The sequence below is a fragment of the Mycobacterium paraseoulense genome (assembly GCF_010731655.1).
In the GTDB taxonomy this organism is placed as follows: Bacteria; Actinomycetota; Actinomycetes; order Mycobacteriales; family Mycobacteriaceae; genus Mycobacterium; species Mycobacterium paraseoulense.
This window is the reverse complement of sequence record NZ_AP022619.1, coordinates 5,764,128-5,781,888: the sequence shown is the minus strand read 5'-3', so window position 1 is coordinate 5,781,888 and position 17,761 is coordinate 5,764,128. Positions and strand designations below refer to the sequence as shown.

Here is a 17,761-nt window from a genome sequence, read left to right as displayed (position 1 = left end):
AGCCTAGCCAGGTGCGACGACAGCGGCGCCTGAGCGTTTTGGTGGTTGCCGCGACAGTCGGTATCCTGGTTGGGCCCGGGCCAACCTGGGCTGTCCCGGCCACGTGTCAGACCGCCGAGCCGGACCCCCGAGATTTGAGGAGCTTGAACCATGGCCGCTGTGTGCGACATCTGCGGGAAGGGCCCCGGCTTCGGCAAGTCGGTGTCGCACTCCCACCGCCGCACCAGCCGCCGGTGGGACCCTAACGTCCAGACCGTGCACGTTGTCGCCCGCCCGGGCGGCAACAAGCAGCGCGTCAACGCCTGCACGTCCTGCATCAAGGCCGGCAAGGTCGCCCGGGGTTAGTCCCGGCTCCATCACGGGCTACATCACGATGTGCCCGGCGTCGACGGGTATCGACACGCCCGTCACGTAGCGGGCGCGGGGACCGACCAGCCACAGCACCGCTTCGGTCACGTCTTGCGCCTCGACCAGCGGCACGTCGGGCAGCAGCATCTGTGAGACGGCGGGGTTCGGGTTCTCCAGCATCCGGTTGACGACGAAGTCGTTGAGGATCATCGGTGTCATGACGCCGCTCGGATGCACCGAGTTGACCCGAATCTTGTGTGGCGCGTAGGCATTGGCCGCCGACCGCATCAACCCCACCACCCCGTGCTTGGACGCGGCGTAGGCGAACATCGCCGCACTGCCGTCGCCGCCCCGGCCGGTCAGCCCCTGCGACGAGCTGACCAGCACGACCGACCCGCCCTGACCCTTGCGGATGATCGAGGGCACCGTCGCCAACAACGTGTGCCACACCCCCTTGAGGTTGGTGTCGACGATCGTGTTGAACACCGGTTCCGAATGGGCTTCGGGGTCACCGATCGCCACCACCCCGGCGTTGGCGACGACGATGTCCACCTCGCCAAGTGCGTCGATCCCGCTTTGCACCGCGGCCTCCAGTTGCGGCAGGTCGCGGACGTCGGCGACGACGGGCGCCACCCCGCGGCCCGCGGCTTCGACCAGCCGCGCGGTCTCGTCGAGATCGGCTTTGGTGCCCAGCGGGTAGGGAATCGCGTCGATATCGGTGCAGATGTCCAGCGCGATGATGTCGGCGCCCTGTTCGGCGAAGGCCACCGCGTGACTGCGGCCCTGGCCGCGCGCCGCACCGGTGATGACGGCGACCTTGTTGTCCAGTTCACCCATGGCTACACCTCCAGCTTCGTGCCGGTCTCCTGCTCGGCGAAGGCCACCAGGCGCGCGGCCGCGTCGTAATCGCACGCGAGCGGCGACCGGCCGATCAGCACCGGCCCGCCGCGCAGGCCGAACCTGCCGGTGACCCCGACGTAGCTGCCCGGCGGCAACGGCTCGCTAATGCAGTACAGCGTGGGCGCCGCGCCCTCGTCGATGTCGTTGGCCAGCCGGTCGGCCACCACCTTGACCGCCTTGTGGGCCAGCGACATCAGCGGCGAATCGCCGAGCTGCGACAAATTCGACGCCACCCAGCCCGGGTGGGTGAGCTGGGTGACCACCGGCGATCCGGCCGCGCGCAGCCTGCGGTCCAGCTCCAACCCCCATAGCATGACCGCGAGCTTCGACTGCGCGTAGGCGCCCAGCCGGGTCCACTTGTGCCGGCGCAGGTGCAGGTCGTCCAGGTGCAGCGTCGCCGACCGGTGCGCGTCGGAGCCGACGTTGATGATCTGCGAGCGCACCCTGGGCAGGAGCAGGTTGGTCAGGGCGAACGGGCCGAGCAGATTGGTGCCCAGCGTCTTCTCGAACCCGTCGACCGTTTCGGTGCGGCGCTCGGTCAGGGCGCCGGCGTTGTTGATCAGGATGTCGACGTCGTCGTCGATCGAACTGGCGAAGGCGCGCACCGAGGACTGGTCGGCGAGGTCGACCCTGGCCACCGTGGTCGAGCCGCCCATCTCGGCGGCGCGCTGCTCGCCCAGCTCGGTGTTGCGCACCGCCAGGATCACGTGCGCGCCGGCTTTCGCCAGGGCGCGGGCGGTGCCCAGCCCGACGCCGTTGGTCGCTCCGGTCACGACGATTCGTTTGCCGGTCAGGTTGCCGAGCCGGTCCGGCGTCCAAGGTAGGGTCACGGCGATCAAGAGTAATGGTCGGTTCTATGTAATTGGACCGGCTCTGCCACCATTGCTCGCGGAAGCGGAGGTTTTCACGGGTGGTTCCACATGAGTGACAGCGCGCGAGAAATCACCAACCTGATCTACACCTACGCCGAGCTTCTCGATCGCGGCGACCTGGACGGCGTGGCCCGGCTCTTCGAACACGGCCGCATCTGCGGAGTGGAGAACGGGCCGCCGGAGACGGTGTTCGCCGGGGCCGCCCGGGTGCGCGAGATGTACGAGATGGCCACGCGCATCTACGAGGACGGGACCCCGAAGACCAAGCACAACACCACCAACGTCCAGCTGCACATCGACGAGGCCGACGGGACCGCCCGCAGCACGTCCTACTACTGCGTCACCCAGGCCACCCCCGACCTCCCGCTGCAGGTGATCGTGACCGGTCACTACAAGGACACGTTTCATCGGGTGGACGGCGTGTGGCGGTTCGACAGCCGCACCATGTTCGTCGACCAGGTCGGCGACGTCAGCCGGCATTTGAAGTTCTGATCACGTTGTACGCCAAGCGGTTTGACGATGTATCGGAGGAACAACGGATGCCCGACGACCCCGTCGCGACGAAATCCCAGCACGAACAGGAACTGGCAGCCCTCGACCTGATCGAGCACCCCGTCGTCAAGGCCGCCTATCAGACCGTGGCCGAGACCTGGCTGGGCCGGGCCAAGGCGTCGGAGGCGATGCGGGAGCGGTTCGACGACGCGTTCGCCGAGGTGATGTTCTCGGCGGCGGTGTGGTCGTCCAACCAGGACAAGCTGCGGCCCAAGGTCGGCTGCATCACCCGGCTGGCGCATCCCGTCGACGGCCGGCGCATCCCCGGATCACGGTGGGGCATCGACAATCCCGACAGCGTGTACCGGGTGATCCCGATCTCCGGCGACGAGCGCTACGAGATCCTCGGCCGGGTGGGCGAGCACCGCATGACCGAGAACTACTTCACCCTGTGGGACGCCCACATGGGCACCGTCGACGTGCTCAACGGCCGCACCATGCGGGTCGACTCCGACGGCAGCTTCACCGTCACCGTGGACGCCGACCCCGCCGGTAACCGGCCCAACCACGTGCAGACCTCCCCGGCGGCGCACGAGTTCTACATCCGCGACGTGCTGCTGGACTGGGGCCGCGACGACCCGAATCACCTTGAGGTGCGGCGACTCGGCGGTGCACCGGTGGCGCCGGCGCGCACGCTCGACGAGCAGGCCGAGGCCACCGCCGCGATGATGGCGTACTTCGCCGACTTCACCGGCAAGCTCAGCCACGGCGTGTACAAGATGCCGGCCAACCATTTCAACCTGGCCTGGTCGGCCGACAAGGCCGGCGCGATGCGCAACCAGGTCTACGTCATGGGCCGCTTCGATCTCGCTCCGGACGAGGCGTTCGTGGTCGACCTCAACGATGGTGGGGCCGAGTACTTCACCGTGCCGCTGAGCAACATCTGGGGCACTACGCTGGACATCGTCGACCGCACCGGCAGCCTCAACAAGGCGCAGTCGGTTGCCAACGACGACGGCACCTACACCTACGTGATCTCGCCGGCCGACCCCGGCGTGGCCAACTGGATCGACTCCGACGGGCTGCGCGAGGCCATCCTCACGCTGCGCATGGCGGAATTCGGCGAGGCGGGTCCGCGCGAAGACCTCGGCGCGCGGGGGCGGGTCGTCAAGCTGGACCGGCTGGATGCCGAGGTGCCGCACCTGCCGCGGGTGAGCCCGCAGCAGCGGGCCGCCCAACTCGCCGACCGGCGTGCGGCGTACCTGCGGCGCCTGCCGGAAGGAACGGCCTGAGATGGCGCGCTGGCTGATCACCGGATGTTCCACCGGCTTCGGCCGCGAAATCGCCCGCGCCGCACTGGAAGCCGGACACAGCGTGATGGTGACCGCGCGGCGGGCGGAGGCGGTGCAGGATTTGGCCGACGAGTTCGGGGATCGCGCCGTGGCCGTCGCGCTCGACGTGACGGACGCCGGTCAGATTGCGGCCGCGGTGTCGGCGGCCGACGACGCATTCGACGGGATCGACGTGCTGGTCAACAACGCCGGTCACGGCTACTTATCGGCGGTGGAAGAGGGCGAGGACGCCGAGGTTCGAAAGCTGTTCGACGTCAACTACTTCGGCGCGGTCGACATGATCAAGGCGGTACTGCCGGCGATGCGTGCCCGCGGATCCGGGCACATCATCAACATGTCGTCGATGACCGGGCTGGTCGCCAACCCGCCCAACGCGTATTACTCGTCGACGAAGTTCGCACTCGAAGCGATCACCGAGGCGCTGGCCACCGAGGTGCGGCCACTGGGCATCAAGGTGACCGCCATCGAGCCGGGCGCCTTCCGCACCGACTGGGCGACGCGGTCGATGAAGGAGTCGGGCACGCCGATTGCCGACTATGTCGACGTGGCTGCGCGCAAGGACCTGATCAAGCAGTTCGCCGAGCATCTTCCCGGCGATCCGAAGAAGGTTGCCGAGGCCGTCCTGATGGTGACCACGCTCGACGAGCCGCCGCTTAGGCTGCTGCTGGGCCGTGACGTGCTGAAGGCGATGCGCGACAAGATCGCCGGGATGTCGTCGTCGATCGAGGAGTGGAAGTCCGTCACCAAGGACGTCAATTTCGACGGTTCGTGACTGCGCAGCACGGCGATGCGACGGGCCTCGGTGTCGTGGCGGGGCGATGCCCATCGAGCCGTACACCTGCGCGCCGGTGTCGCTGCGGAAGTGAGCGAACGCGGCGGGCAGCTGCGGCACGTTGGGCGGTTCCGAGCGGGCCTTTTTCGGCATTGCGGCGACCAACCGGTCCCGTGCCGGACCGGAGACGAACACCATGTGCCATGGCTGCACGTTGGAGTTCGACGGCGCGCGAATGGCCGGCTCCAGCGATTCCTCCACGAGGTGGCGCGGTACCGGGTCGGGCAGGAACAGCCGCGTCGAATGCCGCTGCCGGACGGTGTCTTCGAGGTCGTGCATGGGCTCATGTTCTCAAGGCCTGAAATCGCGAGCGCCGCGCAGCCGTGCGAAGCGGGTCGCCTTCATCACAGCGAGTCCTGGCGTCAACCGGGTTCGTCACCATCGCGGAGGAATCTTTCGGGATGGTGGTAGCTATTGGTCCGAGGTCCGCCGTGGTCGAGGTGTGGTGGTGGGATCCATTCGGTTTCGCCGTGGGCGTTGGTTCGCGTGGTCCAGCCTTTCTCTGCGAGCCGGTTGTCGGGGCCGCAGGCCAACGTGAGGTCGTCGATGTCGGTGCGGCGGGTGGTTGTCCAGCCGCGCACGTGGTGGACTTCGCTGTGGTAGGCCGGCGCATCACATCCCGGCCGAGTGCAGCCACGGTCCTTGGCGTACAACATGATTCGCTGCCCCGGGGAAGCGAACCGTTTGGTGTGGTGCAGCGCTAGCGATCTGCCCTTGTCGAAGATCGCCAGGTAGTGATGCGCGTGGCCCGCCCAGCGGATCACATCCGACATGGGCACCAGCGTGCCGCCGGCCGTTAGGGCCTTACCGGCGGCGGATTCCAAGTCCCGCAACGTGGTGGTGACCACGATCGACACGGGCAGTCCGTGGTGCTGGCCCAGGTCGCCGGAGGCAAGCAAACCCCGAAGTCCGGCCAGGAAGGCGTCGTGATTGCGTTGAGCTGGGCTGCGGGTGTCGCGGCGCACCGCTTCCTCATCAGGTGTCGCGTCGACCACCGGGGTTTCGTCGTCGGGGTTGCACGCGCCGGGCGCGGCCAGCTTGGCCAGCATGGCCTCGATCGCGGCCCGCAACTCCGGGGTCACCAGCCCGCCGAGGCGCGACATGCCGTCGAATTCCTGAGCGCCGAGCGTGATCCCACGCTTGCGGGCCCGTTCGGCGTCGCTGAAATCCCCGTCGGGGTGCAGCCAATCCATGACCCGGTGGGCGTATCTGGCCAATTCGTCGGGCCGATACCCGGTGGCTTTGGCGGCCAGGTCGGCTTCGGCGGACTCGCGGGTCACCGCGTCGACCTCGACGGGCAGACGGGCGAAGAAGGTACGGATCACCTTGATGTGCCCGTCGCCGATGAGCCCGTGGCGTTGGCCGGCCGCGGTCGCGCTCAATTGGGGCGCTAACGGCTGGCCGGTCAACCCCCGGCGCTCGCCTAGGTCGGCGGCTTCGGCGATGCGCCGGGCGGCCTCGCCCTTGGTGATGTGCAACCGGTCGGCCAGCCCCACCCGCAGCGAGCCGCCCAGCTCTTCGGGGCTGGCCTGCGCGCCGAGCTGGTTGATCAACGCGTGCTGCGGGGTGCGCAGCCGGCGGTAAGCGCGTTCCAGGCGCTCGAGGGCGCGCAGCCGCTCGGGGGTGGTGAACGCGTCAAAGGACAACGCGCACAGGCGGTCCACGTCGTGGTCGAACGTGTCGAAAACTTCGACGATCTCCTCACGGCTATTGGCTCCCATGCCTCAAACCTAGGGACACCCACCGACAAAAAAGCTCGCGTTGTGGCGGTTGAAGCGAAAGTGACACAAGGGATTACAGAGCAACCGCAAGGCTGCAAACAGGGCCGCCCTAATCCCGAACCACGATGACCGTCTTGCCGGGGCGACGGCCCGGCAGTCCACGGCTTTCGAACGCCTCGCGGCCTTTCTCGAGCGGAAACGTCCCGGCGATCTCGACGCGCAACCGTCCGCGGTCGACCAGCGCGGCGAGCTCGGTCAGCTGTTCGGAGTTCGGCGTGACGATGAAAAAGATTGCCGTGACGCCGTATTCGTCGGCTCTGCCGGCCGGCGGTGGGGCCGACAGGGTGACCAGTCGCCCACCGCGGCGGAGAGCCGGAAACGAGCGGTCCAGCGTCTCGCCCCCCACGGTGTCGATCACGACGTCGTAGACCGCGTCGTCGAATCCCTCGGTGCGGACATCGATCACCCGGGCGGCGCCGTAACCGCGAACCAGGTCACCGGCGTCGCTGCGCACGGTCGCGGTGACGCGCGCGCCCAGCATCGCGGCCAGCTGGACCGTCAAGGCGCCCACGCCGCCCGCGCCCCCGTGCACCAGCACGCTCTCGCCGGCCCGCACGCCCGCGTGGTCGACCAGGGCTTGCCACGCGGTCAGGCCGGCCAGCGGCAGCGCGGCGGCGACGGCGTGCGACACCGTCGACGGCTTGGGGGCCAGGTCCGACGCGGGAACGCAGACGAATTCGGCCGCCGCGCCGTCGCGGTCGAACGGGATCAGCCCGCACACCTGGTCGCCGGGTGCGAAATCGGCCACACCGGGGGCGGTCTCGTGGACGACGCCCGAGACCTCGTGCGACGGAATCACCGGCGTCCGGCTGACACCGTCTCGGGTCCAGGTCTCCTCCCACGTCAACTCGTCGAATGTGATGGCGGCGGCGTGCACGGCCACCAGAACTTCGCCCGCCGCCGGGACGGGCACGGGCGCCCGCTCGACGACAAGTTGCTCCGGGCCGCCGCGGCGGTGCGCCCGTAACGCCGTCATGCCGTTCATGGCAGCCGCCAATCGATCGGGTCGGCGCCCATGCCCGTCAAGAGTTCGTTGGCGCGGCTGAACGGACGCGACCCGAAGAATCCCCGGGAAGCCGACAGCGGCGACGGGTGCGGCGACTCGATTGCCACGCAATTACCCTCGGCCAGAATGGGTTTCAGCGTGGACGCGTCGCGCCCCCACAAGATCGCCACCATCGGCTGCGAGCGCGCGGCCAGCGCACGGATCGCGCACTCGGTCACCGCCTCCCAGCCCTTGCCCCGGTGCGACGCCGGATTACTCGGGCGCACGGTGAGCACCCTGTTCAGCAACATCACCCCGCGCTCGGCCCATGGCGTCAGGTCGCCGCACGAGGGCTGCGGATGGCCTAGGTCGGCGGCGTATTCGTCGAAGATGTTGGCCAGGCTGCGGGGCAGGGGACGCACATCGGGGGCCACCGAAAAGCTCAGGCCCACGGCGTGTCCCGGCGTCGGATAGGGGTCTTGTCCGACGATCAGCACCCGGACGTCGTCGAACGGAAACGTGAACGCCCGCAACACGTTGGGGCCCGCCGGGAGGTACTTGCGCCCGGCCGCGATCTCGGCCCGCAGGAACTGGCCCATGTCGGCAACCCGATCGGCCACCGGCTCCAGCGCGGCCGCCCAGCCCTGCTCGACGAGTTCAGTCAACGGCCGCGCCGTCATCGGGCTCCCTCCATGGCAGCGATCACCCTAGCCCTCATAGGATTGCCAGCCCGCGTAGCCTGCCCACTCTTGCCCGTCGACGAGCACTTTGGGCTCGCCCTCGAGAACGCGCCCGATGATTCGCCACCCGGCCGGGGCGGGCCCGGCGAAGCAGGCCACCAGGGCATGGTCTTCCCCGCCGCCCAGCACCCACGCCCAGGGGTCGGCGCCCGCGGCGGCGGCCGCGGCGGCCAGGGCGGCGTGGTCCGCGGCGAGCGCCGCGGTCGACAGATCCATTGCCACAGCGGAAGCCTCGGCGACGTGCCGGAGGTCGGCAACGAGACCGTCGGACACGTCGATCATCGCCTGCGCTCCCCCGGCCGCCGCCGCCACGCCCTGCCCGTAGGGCGGGTGCGGGATCAGATGCCGGCGGCGCAGTGCGTCGAAGCCCTCAATCCCCTTGTCGAACAACGCCAGGCCCGCGGCCGAGCGGCCCAGGTCACCGGCGACCGCGATCACCGACCCCGCCTTCGCCCCGGACCGCAGCACCGGGGCGCGGCCGTCCAGGTCGCCGAGCACGGTGACGGAGACCACCCACTGCGGGCAGCTGACGAGATCGCCTCCGGCGATGCCTGCGCCGATGCGCTGCGCCTCGTCCCACATTCCGCCGACCAGTGCGTCGACGTCGGCCGCAGGCGTGTCCCCGGGCGCGCCGAACGCCACCACGAAGGCCGTGGGCCGCCCTCCCATCGCTTCGATGTCCGCGGCGTTCTGGGCGATGGCCTTGCGGCCGACATCGTGCGGCGTCGACCAGTCCAGGCGGAAATGCCGATCCTGCACGAGCATGTCGGTCGACACCGCCACCCGCCGATCCCCGGCATGCACCACGGCCGCGTCGTCGCCCGGGCCGACCACCACCGCGGCCGGCTGGCGGCGGCCGCGCACCAGGCGATCGATGACGGCGAACTCCCCCAGCTGCTGCAGGGTGGGATGTGATGCGTCGTCGCGCACGCCACCTCCTCCGGCGCGTCCTTGTGCGGGCCTCTATCCGGCCGCCGACCTGCGGTAAGTTGGACCACTGCCCGCGTGAGCGGCCCGCGCCAGTGTAAAGGCCCGTGATGTCGTGCCAGAGATAGGAGGTGCGCGGGCGGTGACGACCGACCCCGATACCGGCCCCGGCGGTGACCCGGGGCCGCCCCTCGCGATGATCGTCGCCGCGGTCGCGGTGGCCGTCGTGGCGATCGGGGTGATCCTGGTGATCGCGGCGAACCGCGAGGCGCCGCCGCAACCCGTGGCCGTTCCCGCCGCCCCGGCGGCACAGGCCGACAGCCCCGCGTGCCGGGCGCTGGCCGGGGCGCTGCCGCAGCGGCTCGGCGACTATCAACGCGTGCCCATCGCGCAACCGGCGCCCCGGGGCGCCGCCGCCTGGCGGGCCGGGCCGGACAGCGAGCCCGTGGTGCTGCGGTGCGGGCTCGACCGCCCGGCGGAGTTCGTGGTGGGCTCTCCGATTCAGGTCGTCGACCGGGTGCAGTGGTTCGCCGTGCGCCCCGAACAGCAGTCCGCCGGCGACGCGGGCAGGTCCACCTGGTACACCGTCGACCGGCCGGTTTACGTGGCGCTCACCCTGCCGTCCGGATCGGGCCCCACGCCGATCCAGCAACTCTCCGACGTGATCGACCGCACCATCGCTGCGGTGCCCATCAATCCGGGACCGCCCGGTTAGCGCAAGCCCACCCCACGGGCCAACGCCGTTTCGACCATGGTCGCCAGCAGGGTCGGATAGTCCACACCGCTGGCCGCCCACATCCTCGGGTACATCGAGATCGTGGTGAACCCGGGCATCGTGTTGATTTCGTTGAGCACCGGCCCGTCGTCGGTCAGGAAGAAATCGACCCGGGCCAGGCCCTGGCAGTCAACGGCTTTGAACGCCCGGATCGCCAGATGCCGGATGGCGTCGGCGATGTCGTCGTCCACCTTGGCCGGCACGTCCAATTCCGCTGCGTCGTCCAGGTACTTGGTGGCGAAGTCGTAGAACGAGTCCTCGCGTCCCCGCACGCCGGCCACCCGGATCTCGCCCAACGTGCTGGCTTCGATTGTCCCGTCGGGCATCTCGAGCACCCCGCACTCGACCTCGCGGCCGGTGATCGCCGCCTCGACGATCACTTTCGGGTCGTGCCGGCGCGCAAGCGCGACGGCCGCGGGCAGGTCCTCCCAGCTCGACACCCGGGTGACGCCGATCGACGATCCACCCCGGGCGGGCTTGACGAACACCGGCAGACCCAGCCGCTCGCGCTCGTCGGGTTCCAGGGCCGACCGCGACGGGCGCAGCACCGCGTACGCGCCGACCGGCAACCCCTCGGCGACGAACAGCTTCTTGGTGAATTCCTTGTCCATGCCGGCCGCGCTCGCCAGCACGCCGGCCCCGACGTAGGGCACCCCGGCCAGCTCCAGCAGCCCCTGGATCGTGCCGTCTTCCCCGTACGGGCCGTGCAGCACGGGGAACACCACGTCGACGGAGCCCAGCACTTCGCCGGCCCCGGGCGACAGCGAGACCAGTTGGCCGCCGCGGCGCGGATCCGCCGGCAGGGCCAGTTCGGTGCCCGACTGCGCGGTCACCTCGGGCAGCTGCCGATCGCTGATGGCGAGCGCGGCCGGGTCACCGTCGGTCAGCACCCACGACCCCTCCGGGGTGATGCCGATCGCGACGACCTCGAACCGCTGGGGGTCGAGGTTGCGCAGGATGCTGCCGGCGGACACGCACGAGATGGCGTGCTCGTTGCTGCGCCCGCCGAAGACGACGGCGACGCGCACGCGGCTTCCGCTGGCACTCACAACCTAAAGAGGCTACCGGTTGCGCGGCGCCGGGGTCGGGCGGCGGGCCGCGAGCTGGGGTTTTGCCGGCCGCGCGGCGTCATTCGGGCTTGGTCCTGCGGCCCAGCAGCAGGGCCATCGCCTCGTCCACCAACAGTCCCCTGTGGCAGACGCGGTGCACGGCGTCGGTGAGCGGCATCTCGACGTCGTAACTGGAAGCGAGCGCCAGCACCGACTCGCACGACGTCACACCCTCGACGACGTGACCGTCCCGGGCCTGCATCGCCGATTCCATCGTCCCGCCGCGACCCAGTCGCTCGCCGAACGACCGATTGCGCGAATACGGCGACGTGCACGTCGCGACCAGGTCACCCACACCGGCCAGCCCGGCCAGGGTGGCGCCCTTGGCGCCCAGCGCAATGCCCAGCCGCATGATCTCCGCCAGACCGCGGGTGATGATTGCCGCCGCGGTGTTTTCGCCGAGCCCGACGCCGGCCGCCATGCCGCATGCCAGCGCGATGACGTTCTTGCACGCCCCGCCGACCTCGGTGCCGACGACATCGCTATTGGTGTAGGGGCGGAAATACCCGGTATTCAGCATGCGCTGCAGCGCGACGGCCCGGCCGGAGTCGCTGCACGCGACGACGGTGGCGGCGGGCTGGCATTCGGCGATCTCGCTGGCCAGGTTGGGGCCCGAGACCACCGCGACCTGAGCCGGGTCGACACCGGTCACGGAAACGATGACCTGACTCATCCGCATCAGGGTGCCCAGCTCGATGCCCTTGGCCAGGCTGACCAGGGTGGCGTCCTCGCGCATCAACGGCGCCCAGCCCTCGAGGTTGGCGCGCATCGTCTGTGCGGGCACGGCCAACAGCACCGTCGAGGCTTCGCCGAGCGCCTCCGCCGCGTCGGTGGTCGCGCGGATGCCCGCCGGCAGCACCGCGCCGGGCAGGTAGTCCGCGTTGGACCGGGTGGCATTGATCCGGTCGGCGACGTCGGATCGGCGGGCCCACAGCGTGACGTCCGCGTCCGCTCCGCCGGCCTCGACGAGCACCTTGGCCAGTGCGGTGCCCCACGCCCCGGCACCCATGACGGCGACGGCACCCTTGGAACCGGCCATCGACCACCCCCATCTGTCGTCTCCAGCGTGTTGCAGCCGCTACACCCTAGATCAGCGGGCGTCGCGCGAGCTAGCGCGTCGGTCGTTCAGCGGTCGCTGGCAGGATGAGATGTCATGAGCGGCACACGAGCCGACGGCACGGGGAAAGACATCGCCCTGATCATCGCCGTGAAACGGTTGGCGGCGGCGAAGACCAGGCTGGCCCCGGTGTTCTCGGCGCGCACCCGGGAGAACGTGGTGCTGGCCATGTTGATCGACACGCTGACCGCCGCGGGACGCGTTGGTTCACTCGGCTCGATCACGGTGATCACGCCCGACGAGGCCGCGGCGGCCGCGGCAACCCAGCTGGGGGCGGATGTGCTGTCCGACCCGACGCCCGACGGGCACGGTGACCCGCTCAACAACGCCATCGCCGCGGCGGAGCGGGCGGTCGCCGATTCTTACCCGAATGTTGTGGTGCTGCAAGGGGATTTGCCCGCGCTGCAGACGCAGGAGCTGGCCGAGGCGATCGCCGCGGCGCGCCAGCACCGGCGCAGCTTCGTCGCCGACCGGCTGGCGACGGGAACCGCCGCCCTCTTCGCCTTCGGCGCCGCGCTGGATCCGCAGTTCGGAGCCGATTCGTCGGCGCGCCACCGACGTTCGGGGGCGATCGAGTTGACCGGCGCGTGGCCGGGCCTGCGCTGTGACGTCGACACTCCCGACGACCTCGCCGCCGCCCGCCGGCTCGGGGTGGGCACGGCAACCGCCCGGGCCCTCGCCCAACAGTGACCCCGACCGCGAAACGGCATAGCTGTCGTCGGGGTGAACGTCGCCCCAACGGCGAATGGATGTCCGTCGAGCGCTAGCAGCATCGGCGCGTGATGAGCGATGATCGCAGGGTGACTGAAATCGAAGCTGAGGCGCGCCCCGACGAGAACTTGTGGCACGGCGACTCCGCCGTGACTGCGCCGCCCGCCGCGACGCCGTCCGCACTCACCGACCTGCCGGAGGACCGCTACCTCAACCGGGAACTGAGCTGGCTGGACTTCAACGCCCGCGTGCTGGCGCTGGCCGCCGACAACTCTTTACCCCTGTTGGAGCGAGCCAAGTTTCTGGCAATCTTCGCCTCGAACCTCGACGAGTTCTACATGGTGCGGGTCGCGGGCCTCAAGCGCCGTGACGAGATGGGGCTCTCGGTCCGCTCCGCCGACGGCCTGACGCCGCGCGAGCAACTGGCCCTCATCGGGGAGCAGACGCAGCGAATCGCAACCCGGCACGCGCGGGTGTTCCTCGATTCGGTGCGCCCGGCACTCGCCGAGGAAGGAATACATATAGTCACGTGGGCCGATTTGGATCAGAGTGAGCGCGACGAACTGTCGACCTATTTCCACGAACAAGTCTTTCCCGTTCTGACCCCGCTCGCCGTCGATCCCGCTCACCCCTTCCCCTTCGTCAGTGGGTTGAGCCTGAATCTCGCGGTCATGGTGCGCCAGCCCGAGGACGGCGGCCAGCACTTCGCGCGGGTGAAGGTGCCCAACAACGTGGATCGGTTCGTCGAACTGGCGGCGCGCGACGCCGCGGACGATGCCGAAGGGCATCCCATAATCCGCTACCTGCCAATGGAAGAGCTGATCGCGGCCTTCCTGCCGGTCCTCTTCCCGGGCATGGAGATCGTTCAGCACCACGCGTTCCGCATCACCCGCAACGCGGACTACGAGGTCGAAGAGGACCGCGACGAAGACCTTCTGCAAGCGCTGGAACGGGAATTGGCGCGCAGGCGGTTCGGGTCGCCGGTGCGCCTCGAGGTCGCCAACGACATGACCGAGAGCATGCTGGAATTGCTGCTGCGCGAACTCGATGTGAACCCGGGCGATGTCATCCAGGTGCCCGGCCTGCTCGATCTGTCGTCATTGTGGCAGGTCTACAGCGTCGACCGGCCGGCGCTCAAAGACCCGGCGTTCGTCCCGGCGACCAGTCCCGCGTTCGTCGACCGCGAGACGCCCAGGAGCATCTTCTCGACGCTGCGCGAAGGCGATGTGCTGCTTCATCATCCGTATGAGTCGTTCTCCACCAGCGTGCAGCGATTCATCGAGCAGGCCGCCGCCGATCCCAACGTGCTGGCGATCAAGCAGACGCTGTACCGCACCTCCGGTGACTCGCCGATCGTTCGGGCGCTCATCAACGCCGCCGAAGCCGGCAAACAGGTGGTGGCAATGGTGGAGATCAAGGCGCGCTTCGACGAGCAGGCCAACATTCGCTGGGCGCGCGCGCTGGAGCAGGCGGGCGTGCATGTGGTGTACGGGTACGTCGGACTCAAGACCCACTGCAAGACCCTCCTGGTGGTCCGCCGGGAGGGTTCTACGATCCGGCGCTACTGCCACATCGGGACCGGGAACTACAACGGGAAGACGGCACGACTGTACGAGGACGTCGGCCTGCTGACGGCCTCTCCCGAGATCGGGGCCGACCTGACCGACCTGTTCAATTCGCTGACCGGCTACTCGCGCAAGGTCTCCTACCGCAACCTGCTGGTCGCCCCGCACTCAATTCGCACCGGCATCATCGAACGCGTCGAGCGCGAGATCGCCGCGCACCGCGAACACGGCGGCGGCCGGATCCGCCTCAAGATGAACGCCCTCGTCGACGAACAGGTCATCGACGCGCTGTATCGCGCGTCCCGGGCGGATGTGCGGGTGGAGGTGGTGGTGCGCGGGATCTGTGCGCTGCGCCCCGGCGCGGAAGGGTTCTCGGAGAACATCGCGGTCCGTTCCATCCTCGGCCGCTTCCTGGAACATTCCCGCATCATGCATTTCAATCGCATCAACGAATTCTGGATCGGCAGCGCGGACATGATGCACCGCAACCTCGATCGTCGCGTCGAGGCGCTGGTTCAGGTGAAGGATCCGAGGCTGACCTCATACCTGGACGACTTGTTCGAGTCCGCGCTGGATCCGTCCACCCGATGCTGGGAACTGGGACCCGACGGGCAGTGGATCGCCTCGCCGCAGGACGGCCACAGCGTGCGCGATCACCAGGTGTCGTTGATGGAGCGGCACCGCAATCCGTAGCCCCCTGCGTGGTGATTTACGGTTGTCTTCCCGGCCGCACCGAAACCGTGCGCGCGGCCAGACCGAATTGACCTGCAGGAGTTGACTTGCCGACCAAGAGCTCGTCCACCGCTCGGCGTCCGGGAAGCCGTATCGTGTATGCCGCCGGTGCGGTCCTGTGGCGACCGACCGATTCGTCCAACCCCGGCCTCGAGATAGCGGTGATCCACCGTCCCCGCTATGACGACTGGTCACTGCCGAAGGGAAAAGTGGACCCGGGCGAGACGGCGCCCGTCGCCGCGGTGCGGGAAGTCTGCGAGGAGACGGGTCACCACTCCCTCCTGGGCAGGCGGCTCGACATGGTGAGCTACCCGATCGAGGCAGGCGTCAAGAAGGTCTACTACTGGGCGGCCCGCAGCACTTGCGGGGACTTCACCCCCGGCAACGAGGTCGACGAATTGGTGTGGCTGCCGGTGCCGGACGCGCTGAAGAAGCTCACCTATTCGCATGACCGAAAAATGTTGCGCCACTTCATGAAACATCCCGCTGACACGCATACCGTGTTGGTGGTCCGGCACGGCACCGCGGGCCGGAAATCCCGCTTCAAAGGCGACGACACCCAGCGGCCGCTGGACAAGCGAGGCCGTGCGCAAGCCGAGGCGCTGGTTCCGCAGCTGCTGGCCTTCGGCGCCACCGACGTGTACGCGGCCGACCGACTGCGCTGCCACCAGACGGTCGAACCGCTGGCCGCCGAATTGGGCGTGGCCATACACAATGAGCCGGCCCTCACCGAGGAGGCCTACGCCAAGAGCCCGAAACGCGCCCGGCACCGGATGCTGGCCATCGCCGAGCAGCAAGGGACACCGGTCATTTGCACACAGGGCAAGGTGATCCCGGACCTGATCGCCTGGTGGTGCGAACGCGACGGGGTGCGTCCCGACAAGTCGCGCAACCACAAGGGCAGCGCCTGGGTGCTGTCACTGTCGGGCGGCCGACTGGTGGCGGCCGACCACATCGGCGGCCCGCTGGCCGCCAACGTGCGGGCATAACACGCGAATACCCTTCGGGTGCATCGCTGCGACCCGAAGGGTTTTCGCGTCGAGAGCGCGACTGCTGCCGTTAACGGCGACCGCGACGCGCGGTGGCCTTCTTGGCGGGAGCCTTGCTGGCCGGCCTCTTTGCCGCGGCCTTCTTGGCGGGAGCCTTGGTAGCGGCCTTCTTCGCCGCGACCTTCTTGGCGGGGGCCTTGGTCACGGCCTTCTTCGCCGGAGCCTTGGTCGCCGCCTTCTTGGCGGGAGCCTTCTTCGCCGCGACCTTCTTCACCGGAGCCTTGGTCGCCGCCTTCTTGGCCGGAGCCGCCTTCTTGGCGGGGGCCTTCTTCGCCGCGGCCTTCTTGGCGGGAGCCTTCTTGGCGGCGGTCTTCTTGGCCGCGCCGGTTGCCACTACACCACGCTTCACTGCAGGTCCTTCCGACGGGAGACGCTGTGCGCCAGACACAACCGCTTTGAATTGAGCACCGGGACGGAACGCCGGGACGGAGGTCGGCTTCACCTTCACCGTCTCGCCGGTACGCGGGTTGCGGGCCACCCGAGCCGCGCGGCGCCGTTGCTCGAACACACCGAACCCGGTGATGGTGACGCTGTCGCCCTTGTGCACCGCACGCACAATGGTGTCGACGACGTTCTCGACGGCGGCGGTCGCCTGCCGTCGGTCGGTGTTCAATTTCTGTGTGAGCACATCAATGAGCTCTGCCTTATTCATCCAATCCCTCCGACGCTAGTGGTCCTCGATTTGAACCGACTAGTGGACACGGTAAACCCTCACCCAGCAAATTTCCAAGAGCCACGCGCAATTTCAGGGTCGGACATTCGGCGGTTTCGCAATCCGGTTGCCGCCCTTGACCGGTGGCGCCACCTGGAAATGGGCCCGGTTTAGTTAGGTGAGCGAGAAGAAATTCCGGCCTTCCCGACCGTTCAGGAGGCGGGCAGAGTGCGCGGTTTCCACTGCGGATAGGCGGCCTCGTATGATTCGATTTTGTCGAGTTTCCGCAGCGTAAGGGCTATATCGTCGAGCCCTTCGAGGAGCCGCCAGGCCGTGTGGTCGTCAATCTTGAACGGCAACACCGCCGTTCCCGCGGTGATATTTCGATCTTGAAGATTGGCAGTGATTTCCAGTCCCGGACTCTGCTCGATGAGCTTCCAAAGCAGTTCCACGCCGTCTTGGGAGACTTCGGCCGCCAGGAGCCCCGCCTTGCCGGCGTTGCCCCGGAAGATGTCACCGAATCGAGATGAGATGACCACCCGGAACCCGTAGTCCATGAGTGCCCACACGGCGTGCTCGCGCGACGAGCCGGTGCCGAAATCGGGCCCGGCGACCAGAACCGACCCCCGGTCAAAGGGACTGAGGTTGAGGATGAATGAGGGATCCGAGCGCCAGCTGGCGAACAACCCGTCCTCGAAACCGGTGCGGGTGACCCGCTTCAAATACACCGCCGGAATGATCTGGTCGGTGTCGACATTGGACCGCCGCAACGGCACGCCGATACCGGTGTGCGTGTGAAATGCTTCCATGGTCGTCCGTTCT

The 17,761-nt window shown here is 68.6% G+C and carries 18 protein-coding genes and 1 pseudogene; 8 read left to right on the top strand and 11 right to left on the bottom strand.

Translation table 11 applies throughout. The annotated features are described in order from the left end of the window. Window positions 1–150: 150 nt before the first annotated feature. Entirely contained in the window at window positions 151–345 is a 195-nt protein-coding gene (gene rpmB / locus G6N51_RS27130) for a 50S ribosomal protein L28 (RefSeq protein WP_083174035.1), read from the top strand. 18 nt (window positions 346–363) lie between these two features. On the opposite strand, the gene G6N51_RS27125 is transcribed toward rpmB, so the two are convergent. Together G6N51_RS27125 and G6N51_RS27120 are read right to left on the bottom strand one after the other, a co-directional pair. Beyond that, entirely contained in the window at window positions 364–1,185 is an 822-nt protein-coding gene (locus G6N51_RS27125; RefSeq protein WP_083174036.1) for a mycofactocin-coupled SDR family oxidoreductase, read from the bottom strand. Between the two features lie 2 nt (window positions 1,186–1,187). After that, window positions 1,188–2,078, bottom strand: coding sequence for an SDR family NAD(P)-dependent oxidoreductase (locus G6N51_RS27120; protein ID WP_083174068.1), 891 nt, complete (start codon window positions 2,076–2,078; stop codon window positions 1,188–1,190). A 90-nt stretch (window positions 2,079–2,168) separates the two neighbouring features. Between G6N51_RS27120 and G6N51_RS27115 the strand changes: the two genes are divergently transcribed. Genes G6N51_RS27115 through G6N51_RS27105 form a run of 3 tightly spaced genes read left to right on the top strand, consistent with a single transcriptional unit; the run spans window position 2,169 to window position 4,736 of the window. Further along, on the top strand, window positions 2,169–2,612 hold the full coding sequence (locus G6N51_RS27115; protein ID WP_083174037.1) for a nuclear transport factor 2 family protein: 444 nt from the start codon (window positions 2,169–2,171) through the stop codon (window positions 2,610–2,612). Between the two features lie 47 nt (window positions 2,613–2,659). Continuing rightward, window positions 2,660–3,904 carry a DUF1214 domain-containing protein gene (locus G6N51_RS27110; protein WP_083174038.1) on the top strand — a complete coding sequence of 415 codons (1,245 nt, stop codon included), beginning with the start codon at window positions 2,660–2,662 and terminating at the stop codon, window positions 3,902–3,904. 1 nt (window position 3,905) lies between these two features. Then, window positions 3,906–4,736 (top strand): oxidoreductase, encoded by an 831-nt coding sequence (locus G6N51_RS27105; RefSeq protein WP_083174039.1) that lies wholly within the window; start codon window positions 3,906–3,908, stop codon window positions 4,734–4,736. 180 nt (window positions 4,737–4,916) lie between these two features. Here G6N51_RS27105 and G6N51_RS29325 read toward each other — a convergent pair. The 5 genes and pseudogenes from G6N51_RS29325 to G6N51_RS27080 form a co-directional block, all read right to left on the bottom strand. Next, a pseudogene (locus G6N51_RS29325) lies at window positions 4,917–5,075 on the bottom strand (nitroreductase family protein); the annotation flags it as partial. 83 nt (window positions 5,076–5,158) lie between these two features. Beyond that, a complete protein-coding gene (locus tag G6N51_RS27095) occupies window positions 5,159–6,517 on the bottom strand; it encodes an HNH endonuclease signature motif containing protein (protein ID WP_083174040.1) in 1,359 nt (452 codons plus the stop codon). 109 nt (window positions 6,518–6,626) lie between these two features. Further along, window positions 6,627–7,553, bottom strand: coding sequence for an NADP-dependent oxidoreductase (locus tag G6N51_RS27090; protein WP_083174069.1), 927 nt, complete (start codon window positions 7,551–7,553; stop codon window positions 6,627–6,629). Window positions 7,554–7,558: 5 nt separating this feature from the next. Next, window positions 7,559–8,242 carry a uracil-DNA glycosylase gene (locus G6N51_RS27085; RefSeq protein WP_083174041.1) on the bottom strand — a complete coding sequence of 228 codons (684 nt, stop codon included), beginning with the start codon at window positions 8,240–8,242 and terminating at the stop codon, window positions 7,559–7,561. A 27-nt stretch (window positions 8,243–8,269) separates the two neighbouring features. Beyond that, window positions 8,270–9,232, bottom strand: a complete 963-nt coding sequence (locus tag G6N51_RS27080) for a thiamine-phosphate kinase (protein WP_083174042.1) — start codon at window positions 9,230–9,232, stop codon at window positions 8,270–8,272. A 193-nt stretch (window positions 9,233–9,425) separates the two neighbouring features. On the opposite strand from G6N51_RS27080, the gene G6N51_RS27075 reads away from it, so the two are divergent. Beyond that, a complete protein-coding gene (locus G6N51_RS27075; protein WP_083174070.1) occupies window positions 9,426–9,944 on the top strand; it encodes a DUF3515 domain-containing protein in 519 nt (172 codons plus the stop codon). On the opposite strand, the gene G6N51_RS27070 is transcribed toward G6N51_RS27075, so the two are convergent. Continuing rightward, window positions 9,941–11,053, bottom strand: a complete 1,113-nt coding sequence (locus G6N51_RS27070) for a D-alanine--D-alanine ligase family protein (RefSeq protein ID WP_083174043.1) — start codon at window positions 11,051–11,053, stop codon at window positions 9,941–9,943. The genes G6N51_RS27075 and G6N51_RS27070 overlap by 4 nt on opposite strands. Before the next feature lie 79 nt (window positions 11,054–11,132). Continuing rightward, entirely contained in the window at window positions 11,133–12,152 is a 1,020-nt protein-coding gene (locus G6N51_RS27065; RefSeq protein ID WP_083174044.1) for an NAD(P)H-dependent glycerol-3-phosphate dehydrogenase, read from the bottom strand. A 114-nt stretch (window positions 12,153–12,266) separates the two neighbouring features. Here G6N51_RS27065 and cofC point away from each other — a divergent pair, with 114 nt between their 5' ends. The 3 genes from cofC to mutT1 all read left to right on the top strand — a co-directional run bounded on the left by cofC (window position 12,267) and on the right by mutT1 (window position 16,227). Continuing rightward, window positions 12,267–12,920, top strand: a complete 654-nt coding sequence (gene cofC, locus G6N51_RS27060) for a 2-phospho-L-lactate guanylyltransferase (RefSeq protein WP_083174045.1) — start codon at window positions 12,267–12,269, stop codon at window positions 12,918–12,920. Window positions 12,921–13,009: 89 nt separating this feature from the next. After that, on the top strand, window positions 13,010–15,199 hold the full coding sequence (locus G6N51_RS27055) for an RNA degradosome polyphosphate kinase (protein ID WP_083174046.1): 2,190 nt from the start codon (window positions 13,010–13,012) through the stop codon (window positions 15,197–15,199). A gap of 86 nt (window positions 15,200–15,285) precedes the next feature. Then, window positions 15,286–16,227, top strand: coding sequence for an 8-oxo-(d)GTP phosphatase MutT1 (gene mutT1, locus G6N51_RS27050; protein ID WP_083174047.1), 942 nt, complete (start codon window positions 15,286–15,288; stop codon window positions 16,225–16,227). Window positions 16,228–16,297: 70 nt separating this feature from the next. Here the strand turns inward: mutT1 and G6N51_RS27045 are convergent, their stop codons facing one another. Together G6N51_RS27045 and leuD are read right to left on the bottom strand one after the other, a co-directional pair. Further along, window positions 16,298–16,939, bottom strand: coding sequence for an HU family DNA-binding protein (locus G6N51_RS27045; RefSeq protein ID WP_083174048.1), 642 nt, complete (start codon window positions 16,937–16,939; stop codon window positions 16,298–16,300). A 212-nt stretch (window positions 16,940–17,151) separates the two neighbouring features. Next, window positions 17,152–17,748: a 3-isopropylmalate dehydratase small subunit gene (leuD, locus tag G6N51_RS27040; RefSeq protein WP_083174049.1), complete on the bottom strand. Its 597-nt coding sequence runs from the start codon at window positions 17,746–17,748 to the stop codon at window positions 17,152–17,154. Between the last annotated feature and the right edge of the window lie 13 nt (window positions 17,749–17,761).